The organism is Sinomicrobium halophytocola, assembly GCF_052983395.1.
Map to the genome: position 1 here is coordinate 320710 of NZ_JBRKIT010000011.1, position 21388 is coordinate 342097.

12 protein-coding genes and 2 tRNA genes are annotated in these 21388 nt (G+C 42.6%); 5 read left to right on the plus strand and 9 right to left on the minus strand.

Annotated features, from left to right (window positions below):
• Positions 1-223 precede the first annotated feature (223 nt).
• The gene (locus ACVBDY_RS03360) at positions 224-1666 is read left to right on the plus strand and encodes a sulfatase-like hydrolase/transferase (protein WP_447174055.1); all 1443 of its coding nucleotides are present in this window, start codon (positions 224-226) and stop codon (positions 1664-1666) included.
• 214 nt (positions 1667-1880) lie between these two features.
• On the opposite strand, the gene ACVBDY_RS03365 is transcribed toward ACVBDY_RS03360, so the two are convergent.
• From ACVBDY_RS03365 to ACVBDY_RS03405, 9 genes are all read right to left on the minus strand, one after another.
• Complete coding sequence (locus ACVBDY_RS03365; protein ID WP_447174056.1) at positions 1881-3932, minus strand: arylsulfatase; 2052 nt, start codon at positions 3930-3932, stop codon at positions 1881-1883.
• Positions 3933-4082: 150 nt separating this feature from the next.
• The gene (locus ACVBDY_RS03370; protein WP_447174057.1) at positions 4083-5582 is read right to left on the minus strand and encodes a sulfatase; all 1500 of its coding nucleotides are present in this window, start codon (positions 5580-5582) and stop codon (positions 4083-4085) included.
• Positions 5583-5725: 143 nt separating this feature from the next.
• The gene (locus tag ACVBDY_RS03375; protein ID WP_447174058.1) at positions 5726-6388 is read right to left on the minus strand and encodes a DUF3823 domain-containing protein; all 663 of its coding nucleotides are present in this window, start codon (positions 6386-6388) and stop codon (positions 5726-5728) included.
• Between the two features lie 39 nt (positions 6389-6427).
• Positions 6428-8284 carry a RagB/SusD family nutrient uptake outer membrane protein gene (locus ACVBDY_RS03380; protein ID WP_447174059.1) on the minus strand — a complete coding sequence of 619 codons (1857 nt, stop codon included), beginning with the start codon at positions 8282-8284 and terminating at the stop codon, positions 6428-6430.
• A gap of 132 nt (positions 8285-8416) precedes the next feature.
• On the minus strand, positions 8417-11530 hold the full coding sequence (locus ACVBDY_RS03385) for a SusC/RagA family TonB-linked outer membrane protein (protein ID WP_447174060.1): 3114 nt from the start codon (positions 11528-11530) through the stop codon (positions 8417-8419).
• A 370-nt stretch (positions 11531-11900) separates the two neighbouring features.
• On the minus strand, positions 11901-12173 hold the full coding sequence (locus ACVBDY_RS03390; RefSeq protein ID WP_447174061.1) for a hypothetical protein: 273 nt from the start codon (positions 12171-12173) through the stop codon (positions 11901-11903).
• Positions 12174-12475: 302 nt separating this feature from the next.
• A tRNA-Pro gene (locus ACVBDY_RS03395) sits at positions 12476-12550 on the minus strand.
• 16 nt (positions 12551-12566) lie between these two features.
• Positions 12567-12650, minus strand: a tRNA-Ser gene (locus ACVBDY_RS03400).
• A gap of 136 nt (positions 12651-12786) precedes the next feature.
• Positions 12787-14811: an HD family phosphohydrolase gene (locus ACVBDY_RS03405; RefSeq protein ID WP_447174062.1), complete on the minus strand. Its 2025-nt coding sequence runs from the start codon at positions 14809-14811 to the stop codon at positions 12787-12789.
• A gap of 151 nt (positions 14812-14962) precedes the next feature.
• On the opposite strand from ACVBDY_RS03405, the gene ACVBDY_RS03410 reads away from it, so the two are divergent.
• From ACVBDY_RS03410 to ACVBDY_RS03425, 4 genes are all read left to right on the plus strand, one after another.
• Positions 14963-16231, plus strand: a complete 1269-nt coding sequence (locus ACVBDY_RS03410) for an amidohydrolase (RefSeq protein ID WP_447174063.1) — start codon at positions 14963-14965, stop codon at positions 16229-16231.
• Between the two features lie 59 nt (positions 16232-16290).
• Positions 16291-17859 (plus strand): FMN-binding glutamate synthase family protein, encoded by a 1569-nt coding sequence (locus ACVBDY_RS03415; protein WP_447174064.1) that lies wholly within the window; start codon positions 16291-16293, stop codon positions 17857-17859.
• A 271-nt stretch (positions 17860-18130) separates the two neighbouring features.
• Positions 18131-20506 carry a TonB-dependent receptor gene (locus ACVBDY_RS03420; protein WP_447174065.1) on the plus strand — a complete coding sequence of 792 codons (2376 nt, stop codon included), beginning with the start codon at positions 18131-18133 and terminating at the stop codon, positions 20504-20506.
• 4 nt (positions 20507-20510) lie between these two features.
• Positions 20511-21332, plus strand: a complete 822-nt coding sequence (locus ACVBDY_RS03425) for a DUF4249 domain-containing protein (protein WP_447174066.1) — start codon at positions 20511-20513, stop codon at positions 21330-21332.
• Positions 21333-21388 lie beyond the last annotated feature (56 nt).

The window sequence follows — 21388 nt, forward strand, 5'->3', positions numbered from 1 at the left end:
TTAAATCGAACTCACTTTAGTATTAACAAGTTGTATACAGTAAGAAACAAAATTATCCACGGAGAAAAATACGATACCTCTATAAATACCCGGGCCTTTTGAAACCAATTGTGCCGGGAACTATAATAGAATTTTAGTAATATTACAGATAAGGAGAAGTTGTATTCAAAAATTACGGGATTGGGTTACCGATAGCATAGAAAATATTCAATAGGTCAGGTATATGAAAATAAAAAAACATTATTCATTATTTTTTGCAATAATAGCTTTCCTCTCTTGTAAAACTGAGAAGAAGGAACAAAACAGGTTACAGGATGAGAAGCCTAATATTATTATAATTATGGCCGATGATCTTGGAAATGGTGATGTAGGATACCACGGGAGTGATATTAAAACCCCGAATATTGACAGCTTGTCAAGAGAAGGGATTGTTCTGAATAGATTTTATGTGGCGCCGGTTTGCTCTCCCACAAGGGCTGGGCTTATGACGGGACGATATCCTGATCGTTTTGGACTTAGAGAAACCGTGATCCCTCCCTGGAGGGATTTTGGGGTAGACACCACAGAGGTTTTTTTACCTGAAATATTGGCCAAGGCAGGCTATAAAAACCGGGCGGCCTTTGGGAAATGGCACCTGGGGCATTCCCGCCAATATTATCATCCTTTAAAACGCGGGTTCACCCATTTCTATGGTCACTATAACGGAGCTATAGACTATTTTACACATAAGCGGGAAGGGGAGTTGGATTGGCACAATGATTTTGAAACTTCTTACGATAAAGGTTATGCTACAGATTTAATTACTGAAGAAGCTGTTAAATCCATTCAGGACTATTCCGGTGAATCCCCGTTTTTTTTATATATAGCCTATAATGCCCCTCACGGCCCTTTGCAGGCAAAAAAGGAAGATTTGTTGAAGTATGGATTTGAAGCGGAAAAACCTCTTTTTAGCAAAAAGAAAGGATATGGGGAAATAGGACGTGGGAATACGCGTAGGCAGACCTATTCGGCCATGGTAACCAGTATGGACCAGGGCATCGGGAAAATTATGAAGACTCTCAAAAAACTGGGGATTGAAAATAATACCCTGGTTCTGTTTTTAAGCGATAATGGCCCGGCACCCAATGAAGGAGGCACTACTGCCGGCCTTAGGGGACATAAATTCCAGGAATGGGATGGGGGAGTGAGAGTACCTGCGGTAATGAAATGGCCCAATGGTTTTGAAGGAGGACGAACAGTTGACCAGGTAATGGGATACATTGATGTATTACCTACTTTAAAAGAAATAGCCGGGATAAGAACCAAACCTGAAAAAACTTTGGACGGGGTAAATATGCTCCCGGTTTTAACGGGTAAAAAACAGCGCATGGAACGGGACTTTTATCTTGGATATGGAGCAATTGTCAATACGAAATGGAAATTAGTGAAAAAGAATAGCAGGAACCCCAGTATGAGAGTAAACGAAAATATGCTGTTCAATATGCAGGAAGACCCCGGGGAGACCACGAATATAAAAGAAAAACATTCAGGGATTTTCGAAAGATTAAAGAAAACCGCGAATAATTATGACACCATTGAATCCAAACAGGAAGTCCCTCCCTACCAGGACGGTAAAAAAGGGTTTAAAGCCCCGAAAGAATGGAATATAGAGGATTATCCGGAATAGCAAATGTCGATTTTGGTTAACATCCTCGGGGCATAAATCAGAATTTTTTGTGTATTTATAGTGACTTAAGGGTTTGATTTCCAACTCCCTTATTAAACAATAATACCTGAAGGACAAGGTCATGCTTAGAAAAGGGACGATAATTGAGACTGTAAATGATGAACTTAAAAACCAGTGCTAAGTGGAACACACCAGGCACAGGAGTTTTGAAAATTTACTCCACCAGTTCTAACTGTACATTATCAATCCATATTTTGTTTTGGGTATCCTGAAACTCAAAAATAAGCCGATACCTGCCGGGAGCAGGCATCTTCGGTGTATTGAAATTAAATGTATTGATATCTTTATTCAATGTTATTAATTCAGAATAATATCCGGTTTTACCCGAAACAGACTCGAACCTGACCTTTATGGTGGTTTTTATACCGGCTTTAGCTTTATAGGAGATGTTAAACTTTTCACCTTTTTTTGCAAAAAATGGCCAGAACATGGTTCCCTTCCCGTTTATCCCTGCCGAATTCTTTCCTGAGATAACACCTGAAGAATCAATTTGAAATACATCATCATTTGAACGAGCCTCAAATTGCCAGCCCGCAAACTCATTTTCAAACTCTCCGTTAATTACCCTTGAATATGCCCTGGTCTTCTGGCCATAATCACGGGTATCGTAAACCACATTTACCTTATCGGCCCATTCCTGCCATTTTTTAAACATCTTTTTTAAACGTCCGGGCTCTTTTTCAGCAAGGTTATGAAGTTCAACCGGATCATCTTCGATATTGTATAGTTCCAAATTATCAGGATCAAATTCTGTGTTTTCTTCTGTTTTCGCCACTAATTTCCAGTGACCATCCCGCATTCCTATATTAGATTCGTGTTCCCAGAAGATAGGCCCCCTATTCGTTTTACTCCCGGAAAAATGGGGTAATAAACTTTCACCCTCCAACGGGACTATATCATTACCTTTGTACTTTTCAGGATATTTTGCCCCTGACACTGCTATGGCAGTAGCCATGATATCCATAATATGTCCCGGCTCCCTGATATATTTCCCGTTTAATTTCTTGTCTATCCCTCCGGGCCAATGAACAATAAACGGCGTGGCTATGCCTCCTTCATGGATCCAGTGTTTATATTCCTTATACGGGGTACTCCCGCCATTGGCCCAATGGATCCGATAACTTTCCCAGGTATCGGCTTTCCCGGTTACCTTCTTGCCCGGCCTCCCGCTGATATATTCTGCACAGGCTCCATTGTCTGATAAGAACATCAGTAAGGTATTATCGAGTTCCCCGAGTCCTTTTAGTTTATCGACTATCCTTCCTATGCCCTGGTCCATAGCATCTATCTGCGCTGCATAAATGGCCATCCGCTTTGCGAATTCTTCCTGTTTTTCTTCAGGCAGCTCTTCCCAGGCGGGAATTATCGGATCGCGCCCCGATAATTCGACAGAAGCATCAAAAATTCCTAATTCCTTTTGTTTTTCAAGCCTTTGTTCGCGAAGCCGGTCCCACCCCATATTGTAAATGTTCTCGTACTTTTCGATGTCCTTTTCGAGGGCATGAAGCGGCCAGTGCGGTGCAGTATAGGCCACATACATAAACACAGGATTTTTATTTTCAGAAGAAAAATGTTTATCCATAAACATTACAGTACTGTCACTTACGGCATGGGTGAAATAAAAATTTTCTCCCGCACCGGGTGCTCTATACCTTTTATTATCGCTATAAACATTCGGAGTGAAATAATTGGAGGCGCCATCCACAATTCCAAAAAAGCGGTCAAAGCCCCGTTGGCTCGGCCAATTGTCTTTAATTCCGGCCTTAATATTTCTTACACGACTTAAATGCCATTTTCCGGACATATAAGTGTGATAACCTGCCGTTTGTAAAACTTCTGCAATGGTCACACTTTTATTATTAAGCTCACCCTGGTATTCAGGGGCGCCCATATCTGCCGTGGTCATCCAGCCCATTCCCGCCTGATGCGGGTAGAGCCCGGTCATTAAAGATGCCCGGGTAGGACAGCAACGGGCATTGTTGTAAAATTGAGTATAGCGCACGCCACCCCCCGCCAGGGCATCCAGATTAGGGGTTTCTACCTCCCCTCCATAAGAGGCAATATCGGAAAAGCCCATATCGTCTGCCATAATCAATACTATATTGGGCTTTTTAGCCGGTGTTTTGATTTCTCCTTCTCTTTCTGATTTGCAGGAAAGGAAAGCCATCATTATAAGAACCACAAAACCATTATATTTTATTGTCATCCTACAAGTTATTTGAAATGTGAACAACGCATTATCATTTAAAAATATACGGAACAACAGGAAGCTAATTATTAAAAGACTGTTTACGCGTTTTATTTTAATTTGTTTTTTAGAGCATGTTTAAAATGATTTATAGTATATAATTATCCCTTATATTCTCTTCTTCGCTTCAGGGTATTTTTCGAGTATTTCTGTCAGTTCTGAAACTATATTTGGCTTTTCCGAAGCGATATTTTTAGTCTCCTTCGGGTCGTTATCATAGTCATACAACTCATAAAGCACTTCTTTACCATGATCCCGCATCGGCGTCCACCTGATCATCCTGTAACGGTCTGTACGTATAGCTTCTCCTAAATACCCGCCCATGGGAAAAGTGTGATAAGCGTGGTCCTTTATTTCTTTGGAACCGTCTTTTAATACCGGACTGAGATCAATCCCATCAATGGGTTGCGGGCCGGTGGGCCTATCCAGTCCGGCCAGACTGGCCAGGGTAGGATAAACATCCACAGACTCGGCAAACTGTTTTGTTGAACTGCCGGGCCCGGTTACTCCCGGCACTTTAAAGATCATGGGAATACGATTGGCCTGCTCAAAATTGGTATGTTTGGTCCAAATGGCATGATCGCCCAGGTGCCAGCCGTGATCACCCCAAAGCACTATGATGGTATTCTCATCAAGTTCTAATCTCTTCAGTTCATCTATCACTTTTCCCAATTGGGCATCCATATAACTTATACTGGCATAGTACCCGTGGATCAATTTTCGCTTTAAATCATCATCATACACATCCTTGCCCACAGGGACAGGGAAGTAATTTGCCATTTCATGGTCCCGTTTCCCGGTAAAGCCGGGGGAACCTTCAGGGGCTTTTTCATATTCCGGCATTGGTAAATGCTCAGGATCGTACAAGTCCCAGTATTTCTTCGGAACGCTAAACGGCAAATGGGGCCGGGCAAAGCCTACGGCCATAAAAAAGGGCTGGTCGGGCTTATTCTTCAACTTCCGTAAACGGTCAATGGCATGATTGGCCACCCGCCCGTCGGCATAGGCATCGTCTAAAACATCCGGAGCCTCCCAGGCAGCCCCGCGCGGCAATTCGTGATTGGCAGGGGTTTCTTCAAGGTACATCCGGGTATTTTCAAAAAAAGCTTCCTCCCGGGTGAGTCTACGATGGGTACTTTCCGGGTCTACATATTCGATCACTTTTTCCTTAAAGTGAGGAATGCTCCAGGAGGCCTCATCATTGGTGTTGCCATGCCCAATATGGTACACCTTGCCCATAGATTCGGTGTGATACCCTGAGTTCTTAAAATATTGCGGCAGGGTCACAGCATCGGGTATAACATCCCGGAACCCGGTCCCAAAGCTGTACAAACCTGTACTTGTAGACCTGGACCCCAGCATGATATTATACCGTGAAGGGGCGCATACCGCCTGGTTGCTATAGGCTTGTTCAAATACCATCCCTTCCCCGGCAAGTTTATCGATATTGGGGCTTTGGGCCGTGGTATCGCCATATACACCCAGATTAGGCTTGAGATCATCAACCAAAATAAAAAGAATATTTGGTTTTGACGGCCCGTCCTGGGAGAAAACAGCCTGTGCCAACAGACATGTTAATACAAGAGATATACTTAATTTGAATTTCATAATGCTATAATTTTACACTTCCAATCCTTTTACACTTTGCTCTTTCAGCGCTCTCATCCAACGCTTCCGGAATACCGGTTTTTCTCATTTTCCTCCTAAGAATACCTTCTAAGAGACTGTCTAAATGTTACTTTTCTTAACCTTTAAAGAGTTATCTTTTCCACCTGAGAAAAGATCAGTTCCGGATTTCCTTGCGTTTTTATTCCGATTCTTGCGAAGAGAAACTCCTGATCTATTCCGGATATATCCATTTCCAGACTGATAGTTTCATTTATATCTTCAATACTTCCCGAAGGTAGTCTTTCTTCATTTGCATTGAATTGGTTGTCAACTAACATTGTTTCACCAATATAAAGTGATACGAACTGTAAGTCCGTAGCCTCAACAACCTGTTCTATATCAAAAGTAACCTTTAGAGCGGAACCTTCAATTTCAAAATTTTCATTCCGGATCATAAAAAAAGGATTTACAGTTACATCCAACTCCCGATTTCCATTAACATGGATATCAATAGTATCCGATTGATTTACCCAGGGACCATTTCCATTTATCAGCACAAGTTGATAATCACCGTCAAAAAGACGTGCGGAAAAAGTACCGTCCTGTTTTACGTTTAGCCCTATAGGCTCAAAGTTTTCCCAACCAGGTTCGTATAACTGAAAAATATTTATACCCTGTCTTACACCTATCGGACCTCCTTCATAAAGGAGTCTCCCTGTTAATTCGGATTGTGGAGGGTCATAATTATCATACTCACAGGATGATAACCCCAATAAAATTGTGATAAATACTATAATTCTTTTCATCTGTTTATTTTTTATGGGCATTTCATAATCATTAAGTTTCTAATGAAACGGGTTTCTGACAAGTAAAGGGTTAGCATTCAAAGCTCCTTGTGGGATTGCGGAGTAATAGTTGCTCATCTGAAAGAAAAGTGGCTGATTAAAACGGGGAGCTACTCTTTTTTCAAATACATATTTCCCGTTACGTTCAGGGTTTTCAGGATCTACAACACGGTAAGGCCATAAGGCATTTGCCATGGCTATAGGCGATCCGGAATCTCCGTCGTAAAGTTCATGTGCTATTCTCCAACGCTTCAAATCCCACCAGCGATGCCCCTCCAATGCTAATTCTACCATCCGTTCCTGACGAATCTTTTCTATATCCAAGTCATCAACTCCCAGACTGTTAGAACCAAAGCCGGCTCTTTCTCTTAGCTGATTTATATAAGTAAGTGCCGGGCCTTCCCGGTTTAATTCGAAAGACGCCTCGGTTGCGTTAAGTAAAATTTCGCCAAGCCTAAACCGAATCCACCAAACATCACTACCTTCATTGGGCACGCCGGAACCTGCTCTGGAGTCCAGATATTTACGTGAATAGAAACCTGTATTCGTTGCGAAAGGCGTTGTTCCTATAGGGCCATCAGCTCCTACCAACAGCCCCCCGTCTGTGTATTTATCTCCCAGGGTGTTAGATGTTTCAATTTCAAATTTGTCACTATCATTATTCCAGACCATCACCCCAGCCTGTATACTGACCTTATTCCCCCTGAATTCGGCGCCGGGAAAAATTACCGTACCCCACAGACGGGCATCCTTATTTGTAAAAATATCCTCCGGGTTATCATAATACACAAAATCGCCATCCTCCGTACGGGTATTCAGAACCCCCGGACTGCCATCGAGATAATCATAGCTTTCTACCAAATGCAGCGTAGGTGTAATACCGGAGGAACCATTGGGGTTTTCCCGCATGGAACGCGGAATATTTTCAAAGGTAAAAGAGTGGTATTTACCTTCGAGGGTATAATCATTTGCCCAAATAACCTCGGGATTTCCCTGCTTATTCGTGAAAAGTTCGTAAAAATTCTCTTTTTTATCAGGATTGGCATTATACAGGGCAAACGGTCCACCCTGTATAATCTCTTCCGAAGCTGCCAAAGATTGCGTATAATAATCTTCGGCCCGTGAAGCAGCTATTCCCACTTCTCTCCCGGGCGTTTCAATAGGAGTGGCCAAAAGATTGTTGTACTTTGCTATCGAAGCCGCATACAACATAGCCCGTGATTTTAATGCCAATGCTGTCCACCTGTTAGCTCTCGTTTTGCTCTCCCCGGTCTGAGGAAGGTCATCTTTGATCTCCGCGATCTCCGTAGAAATAAAATCATAAACTTCTTCTTCAGTGCTTCGCGGAATCTGCATTTCTTCTACACCATCAGGTCCGGTATAGGTATAGCTTTGAAGCACTAAAGGAACTCCCCCCATACTCCGTACATGCTGAAAATACACGTAAGCCCTGATAAACCTTCCTTCAGCCAATAGCCGTGACCTCTCTTCATCAGTAAATTCCCGGGACGCTTCTACATTCTCCAGGAATATCTGGATATCCCGGATTAAACCATATCGCCATTGTTCTCTGAAATTATTAGGGAAATTCTGGCGTTCATTTCTCCATTGTTGTATAGGTTGGCCGGACCACATTGCAAGGTCGGTATCAGTAACATCAGCCCAGGAACCTTCCAGGCCCGCAAAAGGTTGAAGCCTGTTGTATAAATTTGCGAGTACAGAAGTTGCCAGTTCAGGATCACTCCATACCTGCTCATCCAGAAGTATATCCTGGGGTTCCTTATCCAGATAATCTTCACAGCCACTAATGGTAAAAACCAATATGACCATTCCAATATATTTTATACTATTTTTCATCAGTTGATATTTATTTGTTTTTCAAAGGTCATCCCGATGGTTGTCGGGAGGAATGCCCCGATTATCATATCGGTTGGTTTGATAAATCCGTTAATGGGCATTTCATATATTTTATTTTTAAAAAGCAGATCATTATAAGGTTATATTAGCTCCTACATTAACAACTTTCATGGGGGGATAATCGAGGCCATTTGGTCTGTTTGACTCCGGATCAAGCCCTATATCTTTTAAATTATCAAAAGAGTAAAGATTCAATCCGTTTACATAGAGCCTTATTTGAGGGATATTCAGTTTTTTAAGAAGGCTCTTTGGTAAGGTATAGCCTAATTGAATGTTTCTCAATCTCAAATAGGTTACATTTCTGAACCAAAAATCTGAGGGTGTATTGTTATGGGCATTCTGGCTCCTCCTCAAAGCGGGATAAGTACCAGATACCCAAGCGCTTTCAGGGTCAAAAATATCTTCCCTGTGCCATCTGTCATTAAATAAGTGCTCGGGGGAATTTCCATTACCCATAAAAGGTACTTTTGTTTCTGCACCACGCCCGCGACTCTGCATGGATCCTCCTGCAAGAGCCACGGAGAAGTCAAATCCTTTATAAGCAACCTTAGCATTTAAACCATAAGTCAAATAAGGCAGCTGTTCACCTCCATAACCTACCGGCCTTGTATCCAGGTTATTGATCACTCCATCATCATTTACATCTTCATAAATGAAGTCTCCGGGCAGAACAGTGGTATTATTCTTTCCGTCGATATCAACAGGGTGGTTGGCAATCTCCTCCTGTGACTGAAACTGGCCTATTACATGCTGGCCCCATTGCACCGCCGCCCAGCGATCTTCATTCGAATTCCGGTAATGATCCCATGAGTTTCCAAACCGCGGTTTATAAGTGTAAAGGTTTCGTCTTCTTGCCAAAGTAAAGTTCCCTCCCACGGAATATGTCATCCCCCCTATTGTATTTCTGTGAAGTAAAGATCCTTCAATCCCTTTAATAGCATCTGCCCCAAGGTTTTCCGGCGGCAGGTTCAAGGCTGTTTCTGTAGGGATCAATACATCGTATCTGCTTCCGGGAAGCCCTGTTCTTTTACGATAGAAGACATCCATATCGCCCGACAGCTTTCCACCCCACATGCGAAAGTCAAACCCCACATTTGCTATTGACGATTCGATCCAGGACAGTGTTCTTACCGGCATCCCCCTCGGAACTATGCCGGTTACGAGTTGGCCATCCAATACGGCATCTCCCGCACCATAATTATAACCTGTCATATAAGCAAATGCGCCTACCCCGACTTCATCATCTCCCATAACTCCGTATGAAGCCCTAAGTTTGAAATTATTCAATACACCGGTAATTTTACTATTCCGGAGAAAGGGTTCTTCAGTAATCGTCCAACCCAGGGAAACAGATGGGAAAAAGCCCCAGCGATTATCCGGAGGGAATCTCCAGGCGCCATCATACCGGGCTGCCAGTTCCAGCAAATACTTCTCTTTATAATTGTAGTTGATCCGGCCGAAAAACCCGGCCCTGGCCGATTCAAAAATATTATCATGAACATTTTGCAATTCATTGGGTTCTCTGATTAAATCAATATGATTGGTGGCCGGTGCCGCAATAATTTCGAAATCTTTATCAAGGCGGTCTTCCCCTTCCCCCCCAATCATAACAGCAAGATTATGCTTGCCAAAATTCCGGTCGTAGTTTAATATAAGTCTGAGCACATTATTTGTGATATGCCGGTTTCTACGGCTTCGGTATCGGTTTCCTTTACCTCCTGTTACTTCGTAAATATCATCTGCCTCGTTATAGGTATACGTATCGAAACTATACTCAAATTTATCCTGCAACTGATTATTAAAGAAATGGGAAAATAAACCGGTAAGTTTTAAACCCTTCACCGGCAGATCATATACCAGATTCAGGTTGGTCTGCAAGGACCGCCATTTACTCTCTTCATATCCCGCATGATCAAAGGTAGCATTGTTTGTGGTTATCGTAGTGGTCGTATTGGGATAGTCGGGGTTATCATTAGCGTAAGGTCTTTCAGTGGGCAGGTTCCTGAAAGTTCCCCAAAGCGGCTGCCAGTATTTATCTCCTCCGATGACACCGGGGAACTCTCTCGCTTCTATTTTTCCATTAATCCGGATACCCACCTTCAATCTATCAGTGATCTCTGCACTTACATTCGATTGGAGATTGGTCCGGTTAAAATTGTAGCCATCAAAAACCGCATCCTGGTCAATATGGCTCAAAGAAAAATAATAATTAATTTTCTCGAAACCTCCTGACGTACTTGCCTGAATAAATTTCTGCGGCACATTTTCCCGAATATAACGCGACCAGTCAAATCCACGATAGCCTTCCTGGGTTCCCTCCTGCCAAAGAGCTACTTCTTCGGGTGTCCAATTAGATGTCCCATTCTGATTAATGTCTGCTTCGGCACTTGCCCGCACATAATCTGCAGCACTGGCAGGTTGTGGAAAACGCGTTAAACTTTGCCAACCGTAATAAGAATGAATATTTATTTGATTTTTTTGATTGTTTTTTCCTGATTTCGTAGTCACCAGGACCACGCCATTAGAGGCCCTTACACCATAAATAGCGGCCGAGGCATCTTTTAAAACACTAATGCTCTCTATATCACCGGGATTCAGGTTATTAAATTGACCCTCCCCCTGGGGAACGCCGTCTATAACATACAAAGGGCTCCCCATATTTCTGATCTGAAGCGCAGTACCATTTCCGGGGCGCCCGTCCCCCTGCCTGGTAGCCACCCCGGACAGTTTTCCCACTAATGCTTCTGACATGGTGGAAACAGGGGCTCTTGTTATTTCTTCTCCTTCAACCTGGGACACGGAACCGGTTAAAGTTTTTTTCTTCTGTTCTCCATACCCTATGACAACCACTTCATCAAGAGCCTGATTGCTCATTGCCATGATAACATTCACTGTGGATCGGTTGTCTATCGGGATTTCCTGTGTCTCAAAGCCTATATAACTGAAGGTAAGGGTGGCATCTGCGGCAACATTATTTAAAGTGAAGTTCCCGTCAAAATCGGTCTGGGTGCCATTGGTGGTCCCTCTGACGATCACATTAACACCGGGAAGAGGCTGCCCGTCATCTCTGGTGACCACATTTCCGGAGATACTGACCTCCTGGGATACGGCATCCAGCCCGAATAACAGGGATGCGATTATCAACAGACGGGATGCATAATACCGCCGGTATTTGTTTGTTCTCATAATTGGTGGTTTTTAAGTTGGTTTTGGTTATTTCAATTCGTTTATACCATTGCCCGCATTCTTTTTATAAAATGAAACTCCAGAATGCCCTCGGTAGGGTGAAACTTCTACCCGATGTTCTTCTTTATTGTTTTCGGTACGCGTATCGTCAGTACATTATACCCGGTATTCATTATTCCGAAAACCAATTATTAAATCGACGGAATAATCGGTCGCTTATTAATTTTTTAATAAAATCATATTTTTGCAATGCGATTTTTATTAATATGACGGTGTAATGTTAAATAATTATTAAACTTGCCTCCTGTATATTTGTTCAATTCAATAGCAATTTTGTTCATCATTTATTCTTTATCACCCATTTGAAGCTTTAATGCTGGCCTTTGGCCCATTTAAGGGCAACCAACTTTATGAGGTTTGAATGGAAACCATTCAGTTCCTCGATTTTCCTTTTCAGAAGCTTCCGCCACCTGTACTTGTCGTTGAGATAAACAATACGATTGGCGATATGGTTTTCGCTCAGGTTCAGGCCCAGTTTGTCGATAAAACCTTGGTAAAGAGTAAAGTCGTTCGAAGTGAACTGACTGTTGGCCTTGCTGTTTTGTATGACCTCCTCGAAGCACAATTTACTATTGACAACCAATAAAATTGTATCGAAAATATCGTTGATCGAATCTTCGATGCTCCCGATCCGGACAAAAAAACTATTGGAAAAACAGAAATGTTATGTTAATAACTCTAAAACTTTGGAAAGCAATAAGGCTCAAAAAGTCATTGTTATCAACTTTAGGTATGACGGGGTGGATTCCAGTGCCATTGGTATAAATGGTATCAGGGTAAAGGATGCCTTACACAACACTAGCGCATAACACACTGAAAATGGATGAAAAAGAATTACTAAAAATCCAAAAAAAAAACGGGATTTCACAAGGAAATCCCGTCAAGTCGGGGTGGCAGGATTCGAACCTGCGACCTCCTGGTCCCAAACCAGGCGCGATGACCGGGCTACGCTACACCCCGAAACACTAAAAAGAAGCGGAGAGACAGGGATTCGAACCCTGGCGACAGTTTCCCGCCGACAGATTAGCAATCTGCTCCATTACCACTCTGGCACCTCTCCGTTACTTTATTAGAACGTGCAATCTTAAATTGCGGATGCAAATGTAGTGGTTCACCTTATAGAACGCAACTATTTTAGGTACTTTTTTATTTTAGTTTTATAAAAAATTGATACCGGTTTCAAAATCAAGTCCGTACTATTCCGGATATTCTACCCTCAGGTGATAAATATTGGTCAGTTTCTGTTTCAACACCTTTTTTACACTCTCAATTTCTTTAAAAGTAATATTAGCATTAAGAAACTGTCCCTCCTCTATTTGCTTGCTGATTATTTTTTCCACAAAATCATTAATGGCCCCGTAATTCGGGTTTTTAAGGCTTTTTGACGCAGCTTCTACTGCATCCGACATCATCACTATGGATGTTTCTTTGGAAAAAGGAACAGGCCCGGGATACCGGTAATCTTCTATATTGGTATCCGGATCATTTTCCAGTTGTTTTTTATAAAAGTAATATACCGTAGATGTACCGTGATGAGTACGGATAAAATCTATAATCCGGTCCGGCAGGTTATTTTTCCTTGCCATTTCTATACCGTCCAGTACGTGGTTAATAATGATCCTCACACTCTCTTCCGGACTGATCTCATCGTGAGGGTTCACCCCGGTGGTCTGGTTTTCGGTAAAGTAAATGGCATTGTTCATTTTCCCTATATCGTGATACATGGCCCCTACCCTTACCAGCATGGCATTTGCTCCCACTTCATTTGCTGCCGCTTCTGCCAGGTTGGCTACCTGCAGGGAATGATGAAAAGTACCCGGAGCTTTATCGGACAGTTCCTTTAAAAGCCTGGAATTCGTATCCGATAGTTCTAACAGGGATACGTCGGATACCAGGCCGAACAGCTTTTCGTAGATGTAGATCAAAGGCTGTGCAAAAAGTGTCGCGAGACCGTTCAGCACGAAAAGCCCGAAATTAAGCCATAATATATTATCCAGGTTCCCCTCATGTATTATTGTAAAGGCAAAATAGGTAATCATATACACCAAAGTGATCTGCCCGACTGAAACAAAAAGATTAGCTCTCCTGTAGAGTTCGGAAACCGTAAGTATAGTGACCATCCCTGCAATGATCTGCAGAAATACATATTCGAAACTGTTGGGTACTATAAAACCGAGGAGCAACACAGTAAGTACATGTACGAACAGCCCCAACCTCGGGTCAAAAAAAGCCTTCAGTATAATGGGTAGGATACACAGTGGCACCACATATACATAAGCCCCGTCGTATTTAACCGCAATTGTGGTGACAAACACCATAACAATAATGTTTACGAAAATAAACGTTACTTTGGTGTTATCCTGCAAAATATGGGGACGGTACTTCCGTAGAAAAAGGAACAGCATCACGAAGGTGAGCATCACCAGGATTATATATCCGAAAAGTATCCAGTAATAATTGGTCCCTTTCCATAAATGCGATTCATATTCCCGTTCCAGCGAACGCAGGACATCATACTTTTCTCCTTCCACCACTTCGCCGTTGAGGATGATCCGTTTTCCCCTTTCCACGGTCCCTTTGGTGGTATAAATATTATTGAGTTCTTCTTCCAGGGCCTTATCCGACAGTTCTTTGTTCTGACTTACGTTAGGCTGCACAATACTCCCGAACAAATGATAAAAGTCATCCCGGAACGCAGAAAGTTTTCGCTGCTCCAGGTAGTGAAAAAGCGCTTTTTCAAGTTCTCCTATACGAATGAGCTTATCTTTGGCCAGGGTACTTACCTCATTGCCTTTAATCAAGTTTATAAACCTGCTGTCCGGCAAGGGCTCATTATCCGTAATCACACCATCAATATAGATTTTGGTCAGGAATTCCTGCCCGGCCCTTTCGAGGTTTTTATTTTGAAAGACTTTAGGGTATTCCGTTTTATAATTGGTTATTACCGTCGAAATTATATTGGCATTATACGAGTAATACGGAACAAAATCGGCCCTTACCGCTTCTTTTTCTTTCTCGATTTCCTCTTCGGTTTTCAATATCGGAAAATCAAACGGGGCGTACAGGTTTTCGTATTGCCACGGTTTTCCCTTCTGGAATTCGTATTTGAACTTACCGGCCTTAGGAAACAGGTAAACAACCAATGCTGTAGCACAGATAAAAAGAAAAGATTTGTATATCAGCGATTGGTTGCGGTATATATTATGAAGGGCATCTCTCATCAACAGGGATATTTACTTCAAATTTACACAAAAAAGTGTCATTGCAAATTTTAGCGGCCACCTTTACCTAAATCTCCGGGAACAGGTATTTTATTCATTGTAAAATTCATATCTTTAAACTTCTTATACAACTTTACTAACTCTCATCATTATGAAAAAAAATTACGTGACCCTATTGTTGTGCTGTAGCTGCTTCACAGGCTTTGCACAGCAAAATCTGGAAAAGGACATTGCCGATGTAGAATCGAAAGTCATTGAATGGCGAAGACACTTCCACCAGAATCCCGAACTTTCCAACAGGGAATTAAACACCTCCAAAAAAATTGCAGAACACCTGAAAGGACTGGGCATAGAAGTAAAGACCGGAATTGCTAAGACCGGGGTTGTCGGTATTCTCAAAGGAAAAAAAACCGGGAAGGTCATCGCCTTGCGTGCCGATATTGATGCCCTGCCTGTTACCGAACGGGTGGACGTACCCTTTAAATCTACCGTACAAACAGAGTACCTGGATAAGGAAACAGGTGTCATGCACGCCTGCGGACATGATACTCATATCGCTATAATGATGGGTGTTGCCGAAGTCTTGTCCAAGAATAACGACTTCGCCGGAACCGTGAAATTCATTTTCCAGCCTGCAGAAGAAGGTCCGCCCCCGGGAGAAGAAGGAGGTGCCGATCTTATGATACGTGAAGGGGTTCTGAAAAATCCGGATGTAGAAGCCATCTTCGGACTTCATATAAGCTCTATGATCGATGTGGGACAAATCACGTATAAGCCCGGTGGCACCATGGCTGCCGCCCAGGAATTTGAAATCCATGTAAAAGGTGAACAATCCCACGGCTCCGCGCCATGGACAGGGATAGACCCCGTATTCGTATCCGCTAAGATCATAGATGGGTTGCAGTCCATTATCAGCCGTGAAATGGAGTTGACCAATGAAGCCGCTGTAATTACCGTAGGTAAGATAACCAGCGGAGTACGGCATAATATTATCCCTGAAACCGCAGAAATGCTGGGGACAATCCGCACGCTGGACTACGACATGCAAAAACTATTGAACAGTAGGATGGAAGAAATGGTAACAACCATTGCCAAAGCGTATAAAGCAGAAGCTACTATCAAGATCGCCAAGGGAATCCCGATAACCTATAATGATCCGGACCTCACAACAAAAACCCTGCCTGCTCTTCAAAAAGCGGCAGGTGAAGAAAATGTCATACTCACTAAAGCTGTAACAGGAGCTGAAGACTTTTCGTTTTTCCAGGAAAAGATCCCGGGATTTTACTTCTTTCTTGGAGGAAAACCCAAAGATAAAGCCCCTACACAGCATCACACCCCCGATTTTTACATAGACGAAAGTGGAATGATACTGGGAGTTAAGGCCTTTACGCAAATTGTTTTTGATTATTTAGGACAATAAATGAATATAATAATCCGGTTTGTGGTATTTGGCAAACCGGTAACCGAACTTTTTCTATTATGCACACATTGTTACTGTTTCTCGGGAATATTCCCTGGTGGGGATGGGTACTTATTTTCCTGGCCCTTGTAGCCATACGCGATATTTTTGTTCAGAGATCACACACTATCAGCCATAATTTTCCCATTGTAGGTCACTTGCGTTATTTTCTCGAAAGCATAGGCCCCGAACTCCGTCAGTATCTTGTAGCCAATAACCGTGAAGAACTTCCCTTTAACCGGACGGAACGGGGCTGGATATACGCTTCGGCAAAAAAGGAAAACAACTACGAAGGTTTCGGAACGGACCAGGATATCTATTCCCATCAGTATATTTTTATAAACAATGCCATGCTCCCTTTCAAGATACCGCAGGGACATCCGAACACTACTGACAAGCATTTTCTCCCTTGTGCCAAGGTTATGGGTGCTTACAGTAACAGGAGAAAACCTTTTCGCCCGGGTTCTGTTATCAATATATCGGCCATGAGTTTCGGTTCATTGTCCGCAAAGGCGGTAGAATCCATGAACCTGGGGGCAAAAAAAGCAGGTGCTTATCACAATACGGGTGAAGGAGGACTTTCCCCCTACCATTCCATGGGTGCTGATGTGGTGTTCCAGGTAGGCACAGGATATTTCGGGGTCCGCGATAAGGAAGGAAATTTTTCCATGAAAAAGTTAAAAAAGCTCACAGAGGAAAATTCGTTCGTCAAGGCTATAGAGATTAAACTCTCCCAGGGAGCCAAACCAGGTAAAGGTGGAGTGCTCCCTGCAAAGAAGATCACCCGTGAAATAGCTGATATACGTCATGTAGATTTAGGGAAAGATGTACTCTCTCCTGCAAATCATACGGCTTTTTCTTCAGTGAAAGGGCTGATTGACTTTGTTGAAGAAATTGCCGAAGAAACCGGTCTCCCGGTAGGGATCAAAGCAGCTATAGGAAAACTTGACCAGTGGCACGAACTCGCCTCACTTATGAAAGAAACCGGAAGAGGGCCGGACTTCATCACCATAGACGGTGGTGAAGGAGGCACAGGCGCAGCCCCGCCTAGTTTTGCCGATCATGTTTCCCTGCCCTGGGTTTACGGTTTTAGTGATGTTTACCGCATATTCAAAGAACTGGATATTGCAGATCGTCTTGTATTTGTGGCCAGCGGAAAACTCGGATTCCCGGCTAAAGCGGCAATGGCATTTGCCATGGGAGCAGATTGTATTAACGTTGCCCGCGAAGCTATGATGAGTATTGGCTGTATACAAGCCCAGTCGTGCCACACTAACCGTTGCCCCAGCGGGGTGGCTACGCAAAATAAATGGTTACAATCCGGTATAAATATCCCGCTCAAATCGGACAGGCTACAACAGTATTTCGATACCTTCAGGAAAGAATTCCTCGAAGTAACGCATGCCTGTGGTTATGAACATCCCTGTCAGTTTACCATGTATGATATTGACATAAGTGTTGGAGATCGTAATCTTACACAAACACTTGCTGCCACCTATAAATACAATAAGGTCAAAGTTCCCTTTGAAAGTACGGGGAAACTCAAAGAATGTCCTCACCTCGGAGGTAAAAACAGAGATAATGCCTGAAAATTTATTAAAAAAACTCTAATTTTTCCATAAGGTCAGGGATATCAAATATTGTATGTGTAATCCACAACTACTTTTCAACGAATTTCTCCGAACCCTCACCTTGTAAGATTTAAAAATAAAGAAAAATAATACGTAAATAGTAAACAAATGATTATAAAAATAAGATTGAACTGAGAATCACGCAACAGTACTTTTTTATACTTGTTAAAATCTTTTCGCACAATATTTTTACGGCAAGATAGTTTTATATTTATCAAAAAAGCCCCCCATGACCTTTATAAAGAAAAGTCTGCTTTTTGCTTTATTTCTGGTATACTATGTTTCCTTTGCGCAGGAAAAATATACTCTTAGCGGTACCATAACCGATAAAAGAAGTAACGAAAGTCTTATTGGTGTGAACATTATTGTAGCACAATCCGGTATAGGAGTGTCTACCAATGAATACGGATTTTATTCCCTCACCCTTCCCGAAGGCAAGCACACCGTACAAATAAGCTATTTGGGTTTCTATACGATCTCCCGTGAAATAGATCTGCACTCCGATTTACGGCTCAATTTTCAGTTAAGTGAAAGTTCTCAACAACTGGACGAAGTCGTAGTTACTGAAAACTCTGGCTTGGAGAATATCAGTTCCCCTCAAATGAGCATAAACGAGTTGTCTATGAATACCATTAAAAAAATGCCGGTTGTACTCGGGGAGACCGACATCCTGAAATCCATCCTGCTACTTCCCGGTGTTACCAATGCCGGTGAAGCCGCTTCCGGGTTTAATGTAAGAGGGGGGGCAGCCGATCAGAACCTTATTCTCCTCGATGAGGCGACCATTTTCAACTCTTCTCATCTCTATGGCTTTTTTTCCGTGTTTAATCCGGATGCCATCAAAGACATCAAATTGTACAAAGGCGGTATCCCTTCCCGCTATGGAGGAAGGGTTTCCTCTGTTCTGGATATCTTCCAGAAAGACGGAAACAGCAAGAGTTTTCATATGAACGGGGGTATCGGAGCGCTCTCCAGCAGATTACTCGCCGAAGGGCCCATAGTAAAGGACAAAGGCTCTTTCCTGGTTGCCGGTCGTAGTTCGTATGCTCATCTCTTTCTGAAGTTCACGGACAACGAGAATGTGGCATATTTTTACGATCTGAATACCAAAATCAGCTACCGTTTTAATGACAATAACAGTATTTTTATTTCCGGGTATTTCGGAAGAGATGTTGTAAGTATCCGCAACAGTTTTAAAAATACCTATGGCAATTCCATAATCAATTTCCGGTGGAATCATATCTTTTCAGATAAAATATTCTCCAATCTCTCCTTGATCTACAGCGATTACTACTATGGTCTCAGATTGGATTTCGTACAATTTAATTGGGACTCGGGGATACAGAATTACAATATTAAGTACGATTTTAAGCACTACCTTAATCAGAACCTGAAACTTTATTACGGCGTTAACGGCGCATACTATAAGTTCAATCCTGGAGAAGTTACTCCAACAGCCGAGAACTCCGGTGCCAATTACAGGAAACTGGATGATAAATATGCCCTGGAAACCGCCATTTACCTGGATATAGAACATTCCATTTCAGAAAGGCTCAACCTGCAATACGGTCTCCGGCTGAGTAGTTTTTATCGGCTGGGACAAACCGATATGAACCTTTACGAGAATGACAATCCGGTTGTTTTTAATTCGGATTACGGAATTTATGAAAAGGCGGAACCTATCGGCACGGAAACCAAATCGAGAAAGGAACTCATAAAAACCTTCACCTATCCCGAACCCAGAGCTTCACTCTCGTATAAACTAAACAACAACACCTCTGTAAAAGCCAGCTATAACCGGATGGCTCAATATCTGCACCTTATTTCAAACACCAGTTCTCCTACTCCCCTGGACGTGTGGGCTCCTAGCGGGAAATATATAGATCCCCAATTACTGGACCAGTATGCACTGGGTTACTTTCACGATTTCAAAGACGGTAACTATGCGCTCGAAACAGAAGGTTTCTACAAAGCCATTAAAAATCGTATCGACTATATTGACGGTGCCGATCTGATTGCTAACAACGCCATAGAACAGGTAATCCTCAACGGAGAAGCCCGTGCTTACGGACTGGAATTCCTTCTCAGAAAGAAAAAAGGAAGGTTACAAGGCTGGTTGTCTTATACCCTCTCCCATTCTGAGCAAAGAACCCCTGCCCGTACGCCACAGGAAACCGGAATAAATCAAGGAGAGTGGTATAACACTCCATACAACAAAACACACGACGTTTCGCTTACCGGCTCCTATACTTTTAATCCCAAACTCACCTTGGGACTTAACTTTATAGCACAGTCCGGCCAGCCCGTCACCTATCCGGACGGATATTATCAATACCAGGGTGTAAACTTTCCCAGCTACAGTGGAAGAAACGATGAAACACTTCCTTCGTATCATCGCCTGGACCTGTCCTTCACCTATATCCCCAAGCCGGAAAAAACAAAAGGCTGGCAAAGCGAGTGGGTATTTGGAATTTATAACCTGTACAACAGAAGAAATGCCGCCTCAATTACGTTCAGGCAGGACAAGGAAACAGCCAGGAATGAAGCCGTAAGGCTATCCATTTTCGGTATTGTCCCTTCTATTTCCTATAACTTTAAATTTTAATGAGATGAGAGCAGTTATACAACGAACATTCCTTTTCACACTGGCAGTAGTACTGGTGGGTTGTGAAGACACAGTTCAGGTAGATGTCCCGGAAGCCGCTCCACGACTGGTAATAGAAGCATCTATAAATTTGCCTAAAGAAGGCCTTCCGAAGGGACAAGAAATAATACTTACCACTTCTGCCCCCTATTACAATAATGAAGTGCCCGCAGCAACCGGGGCATCCGTAGAGATCACAGACAGTGAAGGAGCCATTTATACGTTTACCGAGGACGGGGATTCCGGAATATATAAAAATGCGGAACTTGTACCGGAAACCGATCAGTCATACACCCTCGATATTATCTATGACAACGAACATTACAGAGCCACAGAAACCATGAGATCTGTAGTAGAAATAGAAGATATCGTTCAAACCGAAGGCGGAGGATTCAGCGGGAAAGATTATGATATTAAAGCTTATTTTACCGACCCCGCCGATGAAGACAATTACTATTTCTTCGAATTTATACCAAATATCGATCTCATTCCCAATCTACAGGTATATGAAGACGAATTCATCCAGGGAAACCGGATTTTCGCATATTACACAGATGAGGACCTGGAACAGGGAAACGAAATTACGATAAGGATATACGGTGCCACGGAACGCTTTTACAATTTTATGAATATCCTGCTTGAACAAAGTTCCAGCCAGGGGAACCCTTTTCAAACTCAACCGGCAACAGTGAGAGGAAATTGTATAAATATTACAAACGAAAAAAATTTTCCTTTTGGTTATTTTCGTCTCTCTGAAACGGATGAGGCAGTATATACTATAAACTAGACATCATATTATAAACACGATTTCACATTAATAATCCTCATATTTTCATACATTTA